Here is a 15,187-nt window from a genome sequence, read left to right as displayed (position 1 = left end):
AAGTCAGCTCAAAGCACTGTTTTGAGGTTGTGGATAGAACTGACGAAGTCAGTAACATATATCTACTCCAAGGTGAAGCTGATGTGGTTTGAAGAGATTTTAGAAGAGTATAAATTGTCTTTTAGAAAAGGAGCCTATAATGAAAGTCTTTCAGCATGTAAACATCGTGACTTGTGACCAAGATTTCCATGTTTATTTGGATGGAATCTTAGCAGTTAAGGATTCTCAAATTGTCTATGTCGGTCAAGAGAAGCCAGAGATTTTAGAGCAAGCTGAGCAGATTATAGACTATCAGGGAGCCTGGATTATGCCTGGATTGGTCAATTGCCACACCCATTCTGCTATGACAGGTTTGCGAGGAATCCGAGATGACAGCAACCTTCATGAATGGCTCAATGATTATATCTGGCCTGCAGAAGCTGAGTTTACTCCAGACATGACTACCAAGGCGGTTAAAGAAGCTCTGACAGAAATGCTCCAGTCAGGAACAACAACCTTTAACGATATGTATAATCCCAATGGAGTGGAGATTGAGCAGATTTATCAGGTAGTCAAGGCTTCCAAGATGCGTTGTTATTTCTCACCGACCCTCTTTTCTTCAGAGGCAGAAACAACTGCTGAGACGATAAGCAGAACTCGAGCAATCATTGAGGAAATTATTGGATATAAAAATCCAAATTTCAAGGTGATGGTAGCTCCTCATTCTCCTTACAGCTGTAATCAAGACTTGCTACAAGTGAGTTTAGACATGGCAAAAGAGCTAAATATTCCTCTCCATATCCATGTGGCGGAGACCAAGGAGGAATCAGGAGTTATCCTGAAACGCTACGGCAAACGCCCCCTTGCTTTTCTAGAAGAACTGGGTTACTTAGATCATCCGTCCGTCTTTGCTCACGGGGTTGAATTAAATGAGCGAGAAATTGAACGCTTAGCAACTTCTCAAGTAGCTATTGCTCACAATCCTATTAGTAACCTCAAATTGGCCTCAGGGATTGCTCCAATCATCCAACTCCAAAAAGCAGGAGTAGCAGTCGGAATTGCGACAGATTCAGTTGCTTCCAACAACAACCTTGATATGTTTGAGGAAGGACGAACAGCAGCCCTTCTTCAGAAGATGAAAAGTGGAGATGCCAGCCAATTTCCTATCGAAACAGCTCTCAAGGCACTGACAATCGAAGGGGCTAAGGTCCTAGGAATGGAAAATCAGATAGGAAGTCTGGAAGTAGGTAAACAGGCAGATTTTCTGGTCATTCAACCACAAGGCAAAATTCATCTCCAACCTCAGGAAAATATGCTCTCTCACCTGGTTTATGCTGTCAAGTCCAGTGATGTAGATGATGTCTATATTGCCGGAGAACCAGTAGTTAAGCAAGGTCAAGTCCTAACAGTAGAACTTTAAAAGAAAAATCACTGAAAGTTCTATAATGAAGTTAGCCACCCATCTCTCCTAAAAATTATATGGTTCAACTAGCTGATAGCTAGTCTTCGATTTCATTTGACAATCGATAGACGTCGCTTAATCGAAAGATGGAAAAAGAAGGAAAATCAAATAGAGAAATTGCCTCTCTGCTTGGAAAATCTCCTCAAACTATCCACACTGAAATCAAGCGTGAGACAGTCCTACAATGTCTTGGAAAAGGGCGCTTCAAAAAGGTTTATTCTGCCGACTATGCTCAACAATCTTATGAAAGCAATCGCAAGCGCTCGATCAAGAAATTAAGCTTAACCAAGGAACTAAAGGAAAAGATTCTCCACTATCATAATCAAAAGTTTTCTCCTGAAATGATGGTCAAGGCTAATGAGGTTAACGTGGGCGTTTCTACCATTTACTACTGGATTCATCATGGAAAATTGGGGTTAATCAAGCAGGATCGGTTTAAAGATTTTTAAATAAATTGGATAAAAGGTTTGAATTTTAATTCAATACATGTTATAATCATACAGTATTCTATTTTAGAAAGCAGTGTGACTATGAATTTTTCTTTTTTACCTAAGTATTTACCTTATTTTAACTATGGGGCTGTTGTGACGGTTCTCATTTCTATCTGTGTTGTCTTTTTGGGAACTATTTTGGGTGTTGTCTTGGCTTTTGGGCAACGTTCAAAGTTTAAACCGCTTGTTTGGCTCGCCAACTTGTACGTTTGGATTTTCCGTGGGACACCGATGATGGTTCAGATTATGATTGCCTTTGCTCTTATGCATATCAATGCTCCGACTATTCAGGTTGGGATTTTGGGTGTCGATCTTTCTCGCTTGATTCCAGGGATTTTGATTATCTCTATGAACAGTGGTGCTTATGTTTCTGAGACTGTTCGTGCCGGAATCAATGCTGTTCCAAAAGGTCAGCTAGAAGCGGCTTATTCGCTAGGGATTCGTCCTAAAAATGCGATGCGCTATGTGATTTTGCCACAAGCAATCAAAAATATCTTGCCAGCTTTGGGGAACGAATTTATCACCATTATCAAGGATAGTTCCCTCTTATCAGCTATCGGTGTTATGGAGTTGTGGAACGGAGCTACTACAGTTTCTACAACAACCTATCTACCTTTAACACCACTTTTATTTGCAGCCTTTTATTACTTGATTATGACTTCTATTTTGACAGTAGCCTTGAAAGCTTTTGAAAAACGCATGGGACAAGGAGATAAGAAATAATGACAGAAACCTTGATAAAAATTGAAAATTTACATAAATCATTTGGAAAGAATGAAGTATTGAAGGGCATCAACCTCGAGATTAAAAGAGGAGAAGTTGTCGTTATCATCGGTCCTTCAGGGAGCGGGAAATCTACCTTGCTTCGCTCTATGAATCTGTTGGAAGAAGCAACAAAAGGGAAGGTTATCTTTGAGGGAGTTGATATTACGGACAAGAAGAATGACCTGTTTGCCATGCGTGAGAAGATGGGCATGGTTTTCCAACAATTCAATCTCTTTCCTAATATGACTGTGATGGAAAATATCACCTTGTCACCTATCAAGACCAAAGGTGAGAGCAAGACAGTGGCTGAGAAGAGAGCCCAAGAGCTGTTGGAAAAAGTTGGTTTACCAGATAAGGCAGACGCTTATCCACAGAGTTTGTCAGGTGGCCAGCAACAACGGATTGCCATCGCGCGTGGGTTGGCCATGGAACCAGATGTTTTGCTCTTTGATGAGCCAACTTCAGCCTTGGACCCTGAGATGGTTGGAGAAGTTCTAGCTGTTATGCAAGACCTTGCCAAGTCAGGAATGACCATGGTTATCGTAACACATGAAATGGGATTTGCCCGTGAGGTGGCAGATCGTGTTATCTTTATGGCAGACGGTGTGGTTGTTGAAGATGGGACACCTGAGCAGATTTTTGAACAAACCAAAGAACAACGGACTAAAGATTTCTTGAGTAAGGTTTTATAAGTTAGCTTTGTTTAGCTATTTGTAGTCAACTTTACATATAAAATATAGATTAATGAAAAGCTCAACCAGAGCTTTTTCTTATAGTTTGAAACTATAGGATAGCCTAGGAAAGAAGTGTTAGAGGGGACCAACAGTTTTTGGTATAATGGAAGATATTTGAAAGAAAAGAGAAGTGATATGACACAGATTATTGATGGGAAAGCTTTAGCGGCCAAATTGCAGGGGCAGTTGGCTGAAAAGACTGCAAAATTAAAGGAAGAAACAGGTCTAGTGCCTGGTTTGGTAGTGATTTTGGTTGGGGACAATCCAGCCAGCCAAGTTTACGTTCGCAACAAGGAGAGGTCAGCTCTTGCGGCTGGTTTCCGTAGCGAAGTAGTGCGAGTTCCAGAGACCATTACTCAAGAGGAATTGTTAGACCTGATTGCTAAATACAATCAGGATCCAGCTTGGCATGGGATTTTGGTCCAGTTGCCATTACCAAAACACATTGATGAAGAGGCGGTTCTATTGGCTATTGACCCAGAAAAGGATGTGGATGGTTTCCATCCTCTAAATATGGGACGCCTTTGGTCTGGTCATCCAGTCATGATTCCTTCGACACCTGCAGGAATTATGGAAATGTTTCATGAATATGGGATTGATTTGGAAGGTAAAAATGCGGTCGTCATCGGTCGTTCCAATATCGTTGGAAAACCCATGGCTCAGCTTCTTTTGGCCAAGAATGCAACAGTGACCTTGACCCACTCACGCACCCATAATCTCGCCAAGGTGGCTGCTAAAGCGGATATTCTTGTGGTTGCAATTGGTCGCGCCAAGTTTGTGACTGCTGACTTTGTCAAACCAGGTGCGGTAGTCATTGACGTTGGAATGAACCGCGATGAAAATGGTAAGCTTTGTGGAGATGTGGATTATGAGACAGTTGCACCACTTGCTAGCCATATCACGCCAGTCCCTGGAGGTGTCGGTCCTATGACCATTACCATGCTGATGGAGCAAACCTATCAAGCGGCAGTTCGGACATTGGATAGAAAATAAGAGAAAAATCGCTGAAGAGAGTGTATTTTCTATAGCTATATCTGAAATGGCAGAAATGAGTATTAAATTGGCTCTTTGTCAACTGTAGTGGGTTGATGAAAAGCTAAGATCTAGAAAGGACAAATTTTGTCCTTTCTTTTTTAATGTTCAGAGCGATAAAAATCCTTTTTTTGAAGTTTTCAAAGTTCCGAAAACCAAAGGCATTGCGCTTGATAAGCTTGATGAGATTATTAGTGGCTTCCAATTTTGCGTTAGAATAGGGTAGTTGAAGAGCGTTGACAGTTTTCTCTTTGTCCTTGATAAAGGTTTTAAAAACAGTCTGAAAAAGAGGATGAACCAGCTTAAGATTGTCCTCAATGAGTCCGAAAAATTTGTCTGCCTCCTTGTTCTGAAAGTGAAAAAGCAGGAGCTGGTAGAGATGATAGTGGTGTTTCAAGTCCTCTGAATAGCTAAAAAGCTTGTCTAAAATCTCTTTATTCGTCAAGTGCATGCGAAAAGTAGGGCGATAAAAACGTTTATCGCTGAGTTTACGACTATCCTGTTGGATGAGTTTCCAGTAGCGTTTGATAGGCTTGTATTCATGAGATTTTCGTTCAAACTGATTCATGATTTGGACACGCAAACGACTCATAGCACGGCTGAGATGTTGTACAATGTGGAAGCAATCTAGAACGATTTTAGCACATGGGAGTGAAACAGTCTGGGAGACTGTTTCAGCCTGAGCCTAGAAATTCGAAAGCGAAGCTGTTTAGCTAAGTCATAGTAAGGGCTAAACATATCCATAGTAATGATTTTCACCTGACAAGGAACGGCTCTATCGTAGCGAAGAAAGCGACTTCGAATAATAGCTTGTGTTCGTCCCTCAAGAACAGTGATGATATTGATATTGTCAAAATCTTGCGCAATGAAACTCATCTATCCCTTGGTAAAGGAGTACTCATCCCAAGACATAGTCTTTGGAAGCCGAGAAAAATCATGCTTAAAGTGAAAGTCATTGAGCTTTCGAATGACAGTTGAAGTTGAAATGCCAAGCTGATGAGCAATATCGGTCATAGAAGTTTTTTCAATCAGCTTCTGAGCAATTTTTTGGTTGATGATACGAGGGATTTGATGATTTTTCTTTACTAGAGGAGTCTCAGCAACCATCATTTTTGAGCACTGATAGCAGTTAAAACGGTGTTTTCTAAGGAGAATTCTAGTAGGTATACCAGTTGTTTCGAGGTAAGGGAGCTTAGATGGTTTTTGAAAGTCATATTTCTTCATTTGACTTCTGTACTCAGGGCAAGACGGGGCGTCATAGTCCAGTTTAGCGAAGATTTCTTTGTGAGTATCCCTATTAACGATATCTATAATTTGGATATTTGGGTCTTTGATATCAAGAAGTTTTGTGATAAAATATAATTGTTCCATAGGATTCTTTCTAATGATGGTTTTGTCGCTTTTCATTATAGATCTTATGGGACTTTTTTTCTACAACAAAATAGGCTTTTTTTCTAAAAATCCCTAGTCAAGCGCTTTATTTTTTTGTATAATAGAAGTAGCAAAGTATAGATAAGAAGAGAAAAGCATGATTACACTATTTTTATCACCGAGCTGTACATCATGTCGTAAGGCGAAGGCCTGGTTAGAAAAACATAAGGTTCCCTTTGTGGAACACAATATTATGACCAGTCCTTTAACAAGAAAAGAATTGCAACACATCCTTTCCTTGACCGAAAATGGTACTGATGACATCATTTCAACTCGTTCAAAAATTTTTCAAAAATTGAATATTGATGTAGAGAGTATTTCGGTATCGGAATTGCTTCATTTGATTGAGCAGTATCCTAGTCTTTTGCGTCGTCCAATTATTATCGATGCTAAACGCATGCAGATTGGTTTTAATGAAGATGAGATTCGTGCTTTTCTCCCTCGTAGTTATCGTAAGCAAGAACTAAAAGAAGCAAGAATGAGAGCTGGTATTAGTTAATGAACAAACAGTATAGTTACCCACTAGATTTGTCGTGGAGCACTGAAGAACTTGCTTCAGTGCTTTCTTTTTTTAATGATGTTGAAGCTGCCTATGAAGGCAAGGTAGAGGCTCAAAAGTTACTGGGCTCCTATAAGGGATTCAAAGCGGTTGTGCCAAGTAAGAGCGAAGAAAAACGTTTGGGACGAGAATTTGAAACAGTTAGTGGCTATTCGCTTTACCGAGCGGTTCAGGCTGCCAAGGAAAAAGGGGAAGGAAAGATTTCTCTTGGAAAGTAAATTTGAATTTGCCAAAGAGCTTGTCAAGAGGGCGGGCCAGTACATCCTTGACCATATGCAGGAAGACTTGCGTGTTGAGACCAAGTCCTCTCCAACAGATTTAGTGACCAGACTGGACAAGGAAGTTCAGGAGCTCTTGGTTGGTGAGATTTTGTCTCGTTATCCTGAGGATAAGATTTGTGCTGAAGAAGGTTGTCTGCGAGCCTCGGTTCAAGAGGGCAAGGTTTGGGTCATTGATCCCATTGATGGTACCAATAATTTTGTGGCTCAGCAGGAAGATTTTGCTGTCATGATGGCTTATTTTGAAAATGGTCAGGGACAGTTTGGTCTGATTTATGATGTAATCAAAGGGGATTGTTACCACGGTGGTGGGGAATTTCCGGTTTGCCGAAACGATAAGCTCCTAGCTCCCTTTAAAGCCAAACCACTTGGAGATTTTCTCATTGCAGGCAATAGTGGCATGCTGGAAACCAATGAATGGGGGCTGGCTGATTTGAGTCGAGCGGTCCTCGGTGTTCGTGTCTATGGGAGTGCGGCTATTAGTTTTGCCAAGATTTTGTCAGGGCGTTTGTTGACCTATATCACCTATCTGCAACCATGGGATTATGCTGCGGCTAGTATTTTAGGGGAAAGTCTGGGCTATGAGGTTGTGACTCTTTCTGGTGAAACTCCTGATTTTCAAACCAGACAGGCGGTCATGATGGTGCCTCTTGAGATGCAGGAGGAAATTCAGTCCTATATTTACGAAAGGAAAAGAACTTAAATGCAATTTCCAGAAGGATTTGTTGAAAAATATGAAAAGATACTAGGAGATGAGGCAAGAGATTTTCTTGCCTCTTTTGAGGAGGAAGCGGTTTCGGCCTTTCGGGTCAATCCTTTAAAAGAAGCGCCAGTTTCCTTTTCTGATGCCATTCCTCAAACCCCTTGGGGCCACTATGGTAAGGTTTCAGGGAAATCGCCTGAGCATGCTACAGGTTTAGTTTATTCGCAAGAACCCGCTGCTCAGATGGTGGCTCAGGTAGCCAAGCCCAGTCCTGGGATGAAGGTCTTGGATTTGGCTGCTGCACCGGGTGGAAAATCAACTCAGCTGGCAGCCTATCTAGCAGGGGAGGGTCTTCTCGTCTCCAATGAAATTTCAAGCAAACGGGCTAAGATTTTAGTAGAAAACATGGAGCGCTTTGGAGCGACAAATGTCGTGGTGACCAATGAATCTGCTGACCGCTTGGCCAAGGTTTTTAAGGGCTATTTTGACCTCATTGTCCTTGATGCCCCTTGCTCGGGTGAAGGAATGTTTCGTAAGCAACCAGATGCTATGGACTATTGGAGCTTAGATTATCCGAGTCAATGTGCTAGTTTGCAAAGAGAAATTCTGGAAGATGCAGTAACCATGCTAGCTGAAGGTGGTCGCTTGGTTTATTCAACCTGTACCTGGGCACCTGAGGAAAACGAAGAGATTGTCAATTGGTTGCTGGAGGAGTATGATTTTGATTTGTTGCCAGTAGAGCATATCAATGGAATGGTAGCTGGTATTGACCTGCCAGAAACGGCTCGGATGTACCCTCATCAGTTTAAGGGAGAGGGGCAATTTGTAGCCCATTTGCAATTTAAAGGTGACAATCCAGCACCAAAATGTAAGGCAAGTAAGAGCAATCTCAGTCGTGAACAAGTTGTCTTGTGGCAGGAATTTGCCCAAAAACATTTGAAGGTCAATCTAAGGGGAATCTTGCAGACTTTTGGTGACCAACTCTATCTCCTGCCAGAACTTTTGCCAGATTTAGGGAAACTCAAGATTGCGCGCAATGGACTGCATCTAGGGACCTTTAAGAAGAAACGCTTTGAGCCTAGTTTTGCTCTTGGTCTAGCCTTGAAACCGAGACAGGTAAAGCAATCAGTTGAAATTGACCAAGAAGCGTTTGTAAAGTATGTCGCTGGAGAAACCGTTCAGCTGTCGGAAAGTCTGCCAAATGGTTGGTACCAAGTTTTGGTTAAAGGAAATGGCTTGGGCTTTGGAAAGGTGACTGGAAATGTTTTGAAAAATTATTTTCCAAAAGGCCTTAGATTCAAGTGAAAATGCTAGTCAAAGTAGCTTGTCTATGTTATAGTGGAAGTATGGATTTTTTTCAAATTGTCTTTCATTTTAAGTCAAAATTGGTGGAAAGGTAACTAAGCAAATTTCTAGTTAAACCAAGCTAATACTCTTCGAAAATCAAATTCAAACCGCGTCAACGTCGCCTTGCCGTACTCAAGTACAGCCTGCGGCTAGTTTCCTAGTTTGCTCTTTGATTTTCATTTAGTATAAGAACTTTAGTTGGCTCCCAATTATCAAAAGAAAAACATAAATAAATAGTTGAAAAAATTCACAGCATTCACCATTATTTTCAAGGAGAAAAACAGTGAAAAAAAGGAAAAAACTCGCTCTATCCCTTGCAGCTCTTTTGCTGGCAGGTTCTTTGGCGGGATGTGCTAGCTGGATTGATCGTGGGGAATCCATGACAGCTGTTGGCTCAACGGCTCTTCAGCCCTTGGTCGAAGCAGCAGCAGATGAATTTGGCTCTTTGCACGTTGGAAAAACAGTCAACGTCCAAGGTGGAGGATCTGGTACAGGTCTGTCTCAGGTTCAGTCTGGAGCCGTTGATGTAGGAAATTCAGACGTATTTGCCGAGGAAAAAGACGGTATCAACGCATCCGCTCTAGTGGACCATAAGGTAGCCGTAGCGGGCTTGGCAGTGATTGTAAACAAGGAAGTTGACGTTGAAAATCTGACAACTGAACAACTCCGTAGCATCTTCACAGGTCAAGTGACCAACTGGAAAGAAGTCGGTGGGAAAGACCTAGCCATTTCCATTATCAACCGCGCGGCAAGTTCTGGTTCACGTGCAACCTTTGATAGTGTTGTCATGGATGGTCAATCTGCTGTGCAGAGTCAAGAACAGGATTCAAATGGGATGGTCAAAAACATTGTTTCCCAGACACCAGGAGCCATTTCTTACTTAGCCTTTGCCTATGTGGATGACTCAGTTAAACGTATGAAGTTGAATGGCTATGAGCCGATTGCAGAAAATGTTACAAGCAATAACTGGCCTTTGTGGTCTTATGAACACATGTACACCCTAGGTCAGCCAAATGAATTGGTGGCAGAGTTTCTCAACTTTGTCCTCTCAGATGAAGCGCAAAGTGGAATCGTTAAGGGAATGGGCTATATTTCTGTCAAGGAAATGAAGGTTGAAAAAGATGCTGTAGGAACGGTGACAGCACTAGAAGGGAGTCAATAATGAATCAAGAAGAATTAGCTAAAAAATTACTTTCTCCCTCAAAGAACTCTCGTTTAGAGAAACTTGGAAAAGGCTTGACCTTTGCCTGTCTGTCTTTGATTGTTATCATTGTGGCCATGATTTTGATTTTCGTAGCCCAAAAAGGTTTGTCGACCTTCTTTGTAAATGGGGTTAATATCTTTGATTTCCTCTTTGGCCAAATTTGGAATCCTTCAGGTAAACAATTTGGTGCGCTTCCAATGATTTTGGGTTCCTTTATTGTCACAATCCTATCAGCTCTTATCGCAACTCCTTTTGCCATCGGTGCGGCAGTCTTTATGACAGAAGTATCACCAAAGGGTGCTAGAATCTTGCAACCAGCTATTGAATTGCTGGTCGGAATTCCTTCCGTCGTGTATGGATTTATCGGTTTGCAGGTCGTAGTTCCCTTTGTCCGTAGTGTCTTTGGTGGAACTGGTTTTGGGATTTTGTCAGGGATTTTCGTTCTCTTTGTCATGATTTTACCGACGGTAACCTTTATGACAACCGATAGTTTGCGTGCGGTGCCTCGTCACTACCGCGAAGCTAGTTTGGCTATGGGGGCCACTCGCTGGCAAACCATCTGGCGCGTGATCTTGAAGGCAGCGCGTTCTGGGATTTTCACTGCAGTGGTCTTTGGGATGGCGCGTGCCTTTGGTGAGGCCTTAGCCATTCAGATGGTGGTCGGAAACTCAGCCGTTGTCCCAACTTCATTGACAACACCTGCTGCGACCTTGACCTCTGTCTTGACCATGGGTATCGGAAATACCGTTATGGGAACTGTTGACAATAACGTTCTCTGGTCCTTGGCCTTAGTCTTGCTCTTGATGAGTTTGGCCTTCAACAGTGTGATTAAATTGATTACGAAAGAAAGAGGAAAGAAAAACTATGCACGCTAAGAAATTAGATAAAATTGCAACAGCTGTCCTCTACTCAATTGCAGGAATTATCGTTGCCATCTTGGCATCCTTGATTCTTTATATCTTGGTTCGTGGTTTGCCCCACATCTCTTGGTCTTTCTTGACTGGCAAATCATCTTCTTACCAAGCAGGCGGAGGGATTGGAATTCAGCTCTATAATTCCTTCTTCCTTTTGGTCATTACCCTGATTATCTCTGTGCCTTTATCTATGGGGGCTGGGATTTTCCTAGCTGAATATGCTAAAAAAGGTCCTGTGACCAATTTTGTCAGAACCTGTATTGAAATCTTATCTTCATTGCCATCAGTGGTTGTAGGTCTCTTTGGTTACTTGATCTTTGTAGTTCAGTTTGAGTATGGATTTTCAATCATTTCAGGTGCCTTGGCCTTGACGGTCTTTAACCTGCCTCAGATGACTCGTAATGTTGAGGACAGCTTGAAACACGTTCACCATACGCAACGTGAGGCCGGCTTGGCCCTTGGGATTTCTCGTTGGGAGACTGTGGTTCATGTGGTCATTCCAGAAGCCCTTCCAGGTATTGTGACGGGGGTTGTCCTGGCCTCTGGCCGTATCTTTGGTGAGGCGGCTGCTCTCATCTATACTGCAGGACAATCTGCACCAGCACTAGACTGGTCTAACTGGAATATTCTTAGTGTGACTAGCCCAATCTCAATCTTCCGTCAAGCAGAAACCTTAGCTGTCCACATCTGGAAGGTCAATAGTGAAGGAACTATTCCAGATGGAACCATCGTATCAGCAGGTTCTGCCGCCGTGCTCCTCATCTTTATCCTCATCTTTAACTTTGGAGCTCGCAAACTCGGAAGCTACCTACATAAGAAATTAACCGCTGCCTAAAGGAGAAGCCATGTCAAAATATAATTGGGATGAAAAGCATATCATCACCTTTCCTGAAGAGAAAGTGGCCCTCTCTACTAAGGATTTACATGTTTACTACGGTAAAAATGAATCCATCAAGGGTATCGATATGCAATTTGAAAAAAATAAAATTACAGCCTTAATTGGCCCTTCTGGTTCAGGAAAATCAACCTACCTCCGCAGTCTCAACCGTATGAATGATACCATTGATATTGCCAAGGTCACAGGTCAAATTCTCTATCAAGGGATTGATGTTAATCGTCCAGAAATCAATGTTTATGAAATGCGTAAGCACATTGGAATGGTCTTCCAACGGCCAAATCCCTTTGCCAAGTCTATCTACCGAAATATTACTTTTGCCCATGAACGTGCAGGAGTTAAGGACAAGCAAGTCTTGGATGAAATTGTGGAAACTTCTCTTCGTCAGGCTGCCCTTTGGGATCAGGTCAAGGACGATTTGCACAAGTCAGCCTTGACCCTATCAGGTGGTCAGCAGCAACGTCTTTGTATCGCTCGTGCTATCTCTGTTAAACCAGATATCCTCTTGATGGATGAACCTGCGTCAGCCTTGGATCCGATTGCGACAGCCCAGCTGGAAGAAACCATGTTGGAATTGAAGAAGGACTTTACCATCATCATCGTGACCCACAGTATGCAGCAGGCTGCGCGTGCTAGTGACTACACAGGGTTTTTCTACTTGGGCGACTTGATCGAGTACGATAAGACCTCTAATATTTTCCAAAATGCCAAACTACAGTCAACCAATGACTACGTAACAGGACACTTTGGATAGAAAGGAAACAGTATGACAGAAGCGATTTTACAGGTGTCAGACCTGTCCGTTTACTACAATCAAAAGAAGGCCTTGAATAGTGTTTCCTTATCTTTCCAACCCAAGGAAATCACAGCCTTGATTGGTCCATCTGGATCAGGGAAATCAACCCTCCTCAAGGCTATCAACCGCATGGGGGATCTCAATCCAGAGGTGACTACAACTGGTTCGGTGGTTTACAACGGCCACAACATCTACAGCCCGCGTACAGATACAGTTGAATTGCGTAAGGAAATCGGCATGGTTTTCCAACAACCAAACCCTTTCCCTATGTCTATCTACGAAAACGTTGTTTATGGGCTTCGTATCAATGGGGTGAAGGACAAGCAGGTTCTGGATGAAGCAGTAGAAAAAGCCCTACAACGAGCTTCTATCTGGGATGAGGTCAAGGATCGCCTGCATGATTCAGCTATCGGGCTTTCAGGTGGACAACAACAACGTGTCTGCGTTGCACGTGTCTTGGCAACCAGTCCTAAAATCATCCTCTTGGATGAACCGACTTCAGCCTTGGACCCTATCTCGGCCGGTAAGATTGAGGAAACCTTGTATGGTCTAAAAGATAAATACACCATGCTCTTGGTTACACGTTCCATGCAACAAGCCTCTCGTATCTCTGACAAGACAGGGTTTTTCCTTGATGGAGATTTGATTGAGTTTAACGATACCAAGAAGATGTTCCTCAACCCACAACACAAGGAAACAGAAGATTATATTTCAGGAAAATTTGGATAAGGAGATAAATGATGTTACGTTCTCAATTTGAAGAAGATTTAGAGAAATTGCACAACCAGTTCTACGCTATGGGACAAGAAGTGCTATCCCAAATCAATCGTACGGTGCGTGCCTTTGTTACGCATGACCTTGATTTGGCCAAGGAAGTCATCGAAGACGATGCAGAAGTAAACGAATACGAAGTGAAATTGGAGAAGAAATCATTTGAAATGATTGCCCTTCAACAACCAGTTTCTCAAGATTTGCGTACTGTTTTGACAGTCTTGAAGGCTGTATCTGACTTGGAACGTATGGGCGACCATGCCGTTTCCATTGCCAAAGCGGCAATTCGTATGAAAGGGGAGCAACGTATCCCAGCTGTTGAAGAAGAAATCAAGAGAATGGGGCGCGATGTCAAGAACTTCGTTGAAGCAGCCCTTGAACTCTATCTGAATGGTTCAGTAGACCAGGCCTATGAAGTAGCAGCCATGGACGAAAAAATCAACCATTACTTTGATCGCATTCGTGACTTGGCTACAGAAGAAATCAAGAAAAATCCTGATGCCATTGTTACAGGTCGTGATTACTTCCAAGTGATTGCCTTCTTGGAACGTATTGGGGACTATGCCAAAAATATCTGTGAATGGGTTGTTTACTTTGAAACAGGTAAGATTGTCGAACTATAAAATAGGTTCATTCTGTATAAAAAGGAGCTTGAAATCAACTGATAGCTCCTTTTCTTGAATGAAAAAAATATTTTTAAGATAAAAATTCAAAAACACTTGACAAGTAACTTGGATAGCGTTATAATTATACAAAATCAACAGAGAGGTTGTTTATTTATGAAATTAAAAAAATGGATATTTGTTTTATGTAGTTTTCTTGCAAGTTTCTTCTTAGTAGCTTGCCAGTCGGGTTCTAATGGTTCTCAGTCAGCTGTTGAAGCCATTAAGCAAAAGGGGAAATTGGTAGTGGCGACTAGTCCTGACTATGCACCTTTTGAATTCCAATCCTTAGTTGACGGAAAAAACCAGGTAGTCGGTGCGGATATTGATATGGCCCAAGCTATCGCTGATGAACTTGGGGTGAAGTTGGAAATTTCAAGCATGAGTTTTGATAATGTCTTGACTAGTCTTCAAACTGGTAAGGCTGACCTAGCGGTCGCAGGAATTAGCGCTACTGATGAGAGAAAAGAAGTCTTTGATTTTTCAATCCCTTACTATGAAAACAAGATTAGTTTCTTGGTTCGTAAGGCTGATGTGGAAAAATACAAGGATTTAACTAGCTTAGAAAGTGCTAATATTGCAGCCCAAAAAGGGACTGTTCCAGAATCAATGGTCAAGGAACAATTGCCAAAAGCTCAATTAACTTCCCTAACTAATATGGGTGAAGCTGTCAATGAATTGCAAGCTGGAAAAGTTGATGCTGTTCACATGGATGAGCCTGTTGCCCTTAGCTATGCTGCTAAAAATGCGGATCTAGCTGTCGCAACTGTCAGCTTGAAGATGAAGGACGGCGAAGCCAATGCAGTTGCCCTTAGAAAAAATAGTGCTGATTTGAAAGAAGTGGTGGACAAGGTCATCCAAAAACTCAAGGATGACGGTACCTACCAAAAATATCTTGAAAAGGCAGCAACCTTAACAGAAGTTGAAGAATAATACTCAATGAAAATCAAAGAGCAAACTAGGAAACTAGCCGCAGGCTGCTCAAAACACTGTTTTGAGGTTGTAGATAAGACTGACGAAGTCAGCTCAAAACACCGTTTTGAGGTTGCAGATAGAACTGACGAAGTCAGCTCAAAACACCGTTTTGAGGTTGCAGATAGAACTGACGAAGTCAGCTCAAAACACCGTTTTGAGGTTGCAGATAGAACTGACGAAGTTAGCTCA

16 protein-coding genes and 2 pseudogenes are annotated in these 15,187 nt (G+C 42.1%); 17 read left to right on the top strand and 1 reads right to left on the bottom strand.

Annotation, left to right across the window (positions count from 1 at the left end; translation table 11 throughout):
• Window positions 1-139: 139 nt before the first annotated feature.
• From HT724_RS08040 to HT724_RS08020, 5 genes and pseudogenes are all read left to right on the top strand, one after another.
• Window positions 140-1,399 (top strand): TRZ/ATZ family protein, encoded by a 1,260-nt coding sequence (locus tag HT724_RS08040; RefSeq protein WP_173275005.1) that lies wholly within the window; start codon window positions 140-142, stop codon window positions 1,397-1,399.
• A 72-nt stretch (window positions 1,400-1,471) separates the two neighbouring features.
• Window positions 1,472-1,872, top strand: a pseudogene (locus tag HT724_RS08035) (helix-turn-helix domain-containing protein); the annotation flags it as partial.
• Window positions 1,873-1,971: 99 nt separating this feature from the next.
• The gene (locus HT724_RS08030; RefSeq protein WP_001011642.1) at window positions 1,972-2,655 is read left to right on the top strand and encodes an amino acid ABC transporter permease; all 684 of its coding nucleotides are present in this window, start codon (window positions 1,972-1,974) and stop codon (window positions 2,653-2,655) included.
• Window positions 2,655-3,389, top strand: coding sequence for an amino acid ABC transporter ATP-binding protein (locus HT724_RS08025; RefSeq protein WP_173275008.1), 735 nt, complete (start codon window positions 2,655-2,657; stop codon window positions 3,387-3,389). Before HT724_RS08030 ends, HT724_RS08025 begins: the two co-directional genes overlap by 1 nt.
• A gap of 177 nt (window positions 3,390-3,566) precedes the next feature.
• Window positions 3,567-4,424: a bifunctional methylenetetrahydrofolate dehydrogenase/methenyltetrahydrofolate cyclohydrolase gene (locus tag HT724_RS08020; protein WP_173275011.1), complete on the top strand. Its 858-nt coding sequence runs from the start codon at window positions 3,567-3,569 to the stop codon at window positions 4,422-4,424.
• Window positions 4,425-4,527: 103 nt separating this feature from the next.
• On the opposite strand, the pseudogene HT724_RS08015 reads toward HT724_RS08020, so the two are convergent.
• Window positions 4,528-5,834, bottom strand: a pseudogene (locus HT724_RS08015) (transposase).
• Window positions 5,835-5,991: 157 nt separating this feature from the next.
• Between HT724_RS08015 and HT724_RS08010 the strand changes: the two are divergent.
• The 12 genes from HT724_RS08010 to HT724_RS07955 form a co-directional block, all read left to right on the top strand.
• A complete protein-coding gene (locus HT724_RS08010; RefSeq protein WP_000631259.1) occupies window positions 5,992-6,393 on the top strand; it encodes a Spx/MgsR family RNA polymerase-binding regulatory protein in 402 nt (133 codons plus the stop codon).
• Window positions 6,393-6,671: a UPF0223 family protein gene (locus tag HT724_RS08005; RefSeq protein WP_173275014.1), complete on the top strand. Its 279-nt coding sequence runs from the start codon at window positions 6,393-6,395 to the stop codon at window positions 6,669-6,671. The genes HT724_RS08010 and HT724_RS08005 overlap by 1 nt, the downstream gene beginning before the upstream one ends.
• Window positions 6,661-7,434 carry an inositol monophosphatase family protein gene (locus HT724_RS08000; RefSeq protein WP_173275017.1) on the top strand — a complete coding sequence of 258 codons (774 nt, stop codon included), beginning with the start codon at window positions 6,661-6,663 and terminating at the stop codon, window positions 7,432-7,434. Before HT724_RS08005 ends, HT724_RS08000 begins: the two co-directional genes overlap by 11 nt.
• Window positions 7,435-8,739 (top strand): RsmF rRNA methyltransferase first C-terminal domain-containing protein, encoded by a 1,305-nt coding sequence (locus tag HT724_RS07995; RefSeq protein WP_173275020.1) that lies wholly within the window; start codon window positions 7,435-7,437, stop codon window positions 8,737-8,739.
• Window positions 8,740-9,064: 325 nt separating this feature from the next.
• Window positions 9,065-9,943 carry a phosphate ABC transporter substrate-binding protein PstS family protein gene (locus HT724_RS07990; RefSeq protein ID WP_120770365.1) on the top strand — a complete coding sequence of 293 codons (879 nt, stop codon included), beginning with the start codon at window positions 9,065-9,067 and terminating at the stop codon, window positions 9,941-9,943.
• Entirely contained in the window at window positions 9,943-10,860 is a 918-nt protein-coding gene (gene pstC, locus HT724_RS07985) for a phosphate ABC transporter permease subunit PstC (protein WP_173275023.1), read from the top strand. The genes HT724_RS07990 and pstC overlap by 1 nt, the downstream gene beginning before the upstream one ends.
• Entirely contained in the window at window positions 10,850-11,734 is an 885-nt protein-coding gene (gene pstA, locus HT724_RS07980; protein ID WP_000543046.1) for a phosphate ABC transporter permease PstA, read from the top strand. The genes pstC and pstA overlap by 11 nt, the downstream gene beginning before the upstream one ends.
• Before the next feature lie 10 nt (window positions 11,735-11,744).
• Window positions 11,745-12,548 (top strand): phosphate ABC transporter ATP-binding protein PstB, encoded by an 804-nt coding sequence (gene pstB, locus HT724_RS07975; RefSeq protein WP_000049848.1) that lies wholly within the window; start codon window positions 11,745-11,747, stop codon window positions 12,546-12,548.
• Window positions 12,549-12,560: 12 nt separating this feature from the next.
• Window positions 12,561-13,319: a phosphate ABC transporter ATP-binding protein PstB gene (gene pstB / locus HT724_RS07970; RefSeq protein ID WP_000133484.1), complete on the top strand. Its 759-nt coding sequence runs from the start codon at window positions 12,561-12,563 to the stop codon at window positions 13,317-13,319.
• Between the two features lie 11 nt (window positions 13,320-13,330).
• Window positions 13,331-13,984, top strand: a complete 654-nt coding sequence (gene phoU / locus HT724_RS07965; RefSeq protein WP_173275026.1) for a phosphate signaling complex protein PhoU — start codon at window positions 13,331-13,333, stop codon at window positions 13,982-13,984.
• Window positions 13,985-14,140: 156 nt separating this feature from the next.
• Entirely contained in the window at window positions 14,141-14,956 is an 816-nt protein-coding gene (locus tag HT724_RS07960; protein WP_173275028.1) for an ABC transporter substrate-binding protein, read from the top strand.
• Between the two features lie 6 nt (window positions 14,957-14,962).
• The coding region (locus HT724_RS07955; protein WP_345890313.1) for a hypothetical protein at window positions 14,963-15,187 on the top strand (225 nt) is incomplete at its 3' end.

Source organism: Streptococcus sp. k-402, assembly GCF_013277515.1.
In the GTDB taxonomy this organism is placed as follows: domain Bacteria; phylum Bacillota; class Bacilli; order Lactobacillales; family Streptococcaceae; genus Streptococcus.
This window is presented reverse-complemented; position numbering and strand designations above follow the sequence as displayed.

What these genes read in the sequence shown, in the direction of transcription:
- phoU (WP_173275026.1), top strand. Translation starts at nt 13,331, where the DNA reads ATGTTACGTTCTCAATTTGAAGAAGATTTAGAGAAATTGCACAACCAG.
- pstC (WP_173275023.1), top strand. Translation starts at nt 9,943, where the DNA reads ATGAATCAAGAAGAATTAGCTAAAAAATTACTTTCTCCCTCAAAGAAC.
- HT724_RS08040 (WP_173275005.1), top strand. Translation starts at nt 140, where the DNA reads ATGAAAGTCTTTCAGCATGTAAACATCGTGACTTGTGACCAAGATTTC.
- HT724_RS08010 (WP_000631259.1), top strand. Translation starts at nt 5,992, where the DNA reads ATGATTACACTATTTTTATCACCGAGCTGTACATCATGTCGTAAGGCG.
- HT724_RS07995 (WP_173275020.1), top strand. Translation starts at nt 7,435, where the DNA reads ATGCAATTTCCAGAAGGATTTGTTGAAAAATATGAAAAGATACTAGGA.
- pstA (WP_000543046.1), top strand. Translation starts at nt 10,850, where the DNA reads ATGCACGCTAAGAAATTAGATAAAATTGCAACAGCTGTCCTCTACTCA.
- HT724_RS08030 (WP_001011642.1), top strand. Translation starts at nt 1,972, where the DNA reads ATGAATTTTTCTTTTTTACCTAAGTATTTACCTTATTTTAACTATGGG.
- pstB (WP_000049848.1), top strand. Translation starts at nt 11,745, where the DNA reads ATGTCAAAATATAATTGGGATGAAAAGCATATCATCACCTTTCCTGAA.
- pstB (WP_000133484.1), top strand. Translation starts at nt 12,561, where the DNA reads ATGACAGAAGCGATTTTACAGGTGTCAGACCTGTCCGTTTACTACAAT.
- HT724_RS08020 (WP_173275011.1), top strand. Translation starts at nt 3,567, where the DNA reads ATGACACAGATTATTGATGGGAAAGCTTTAGCGGCCAAATTGCAGGGG.
- HT724_RS08025 (WP_173275008.1), top strand. Translation starts at nt 2,655, where the DNA reads ATGACAGAAACCTTGATAAAAATTGAAAATTTACATAAATCATTTGGA.
- HT724_RS08005 (WP_173275014.1), top strand. Translation starts at nt 6,393, where the DNA reads ATGAACAAACAGTATAGTTACCCACTAGATTTGTCGTGGAGCACTGAA.
- HT724_RS07960 (WP_173275028.1), top strand. Translation starts at nt 14,141, where the DNA reads ATGAAATTAAAAAAATGGATATTTGTTTTATGTAGTTTTCTTGCAAGT.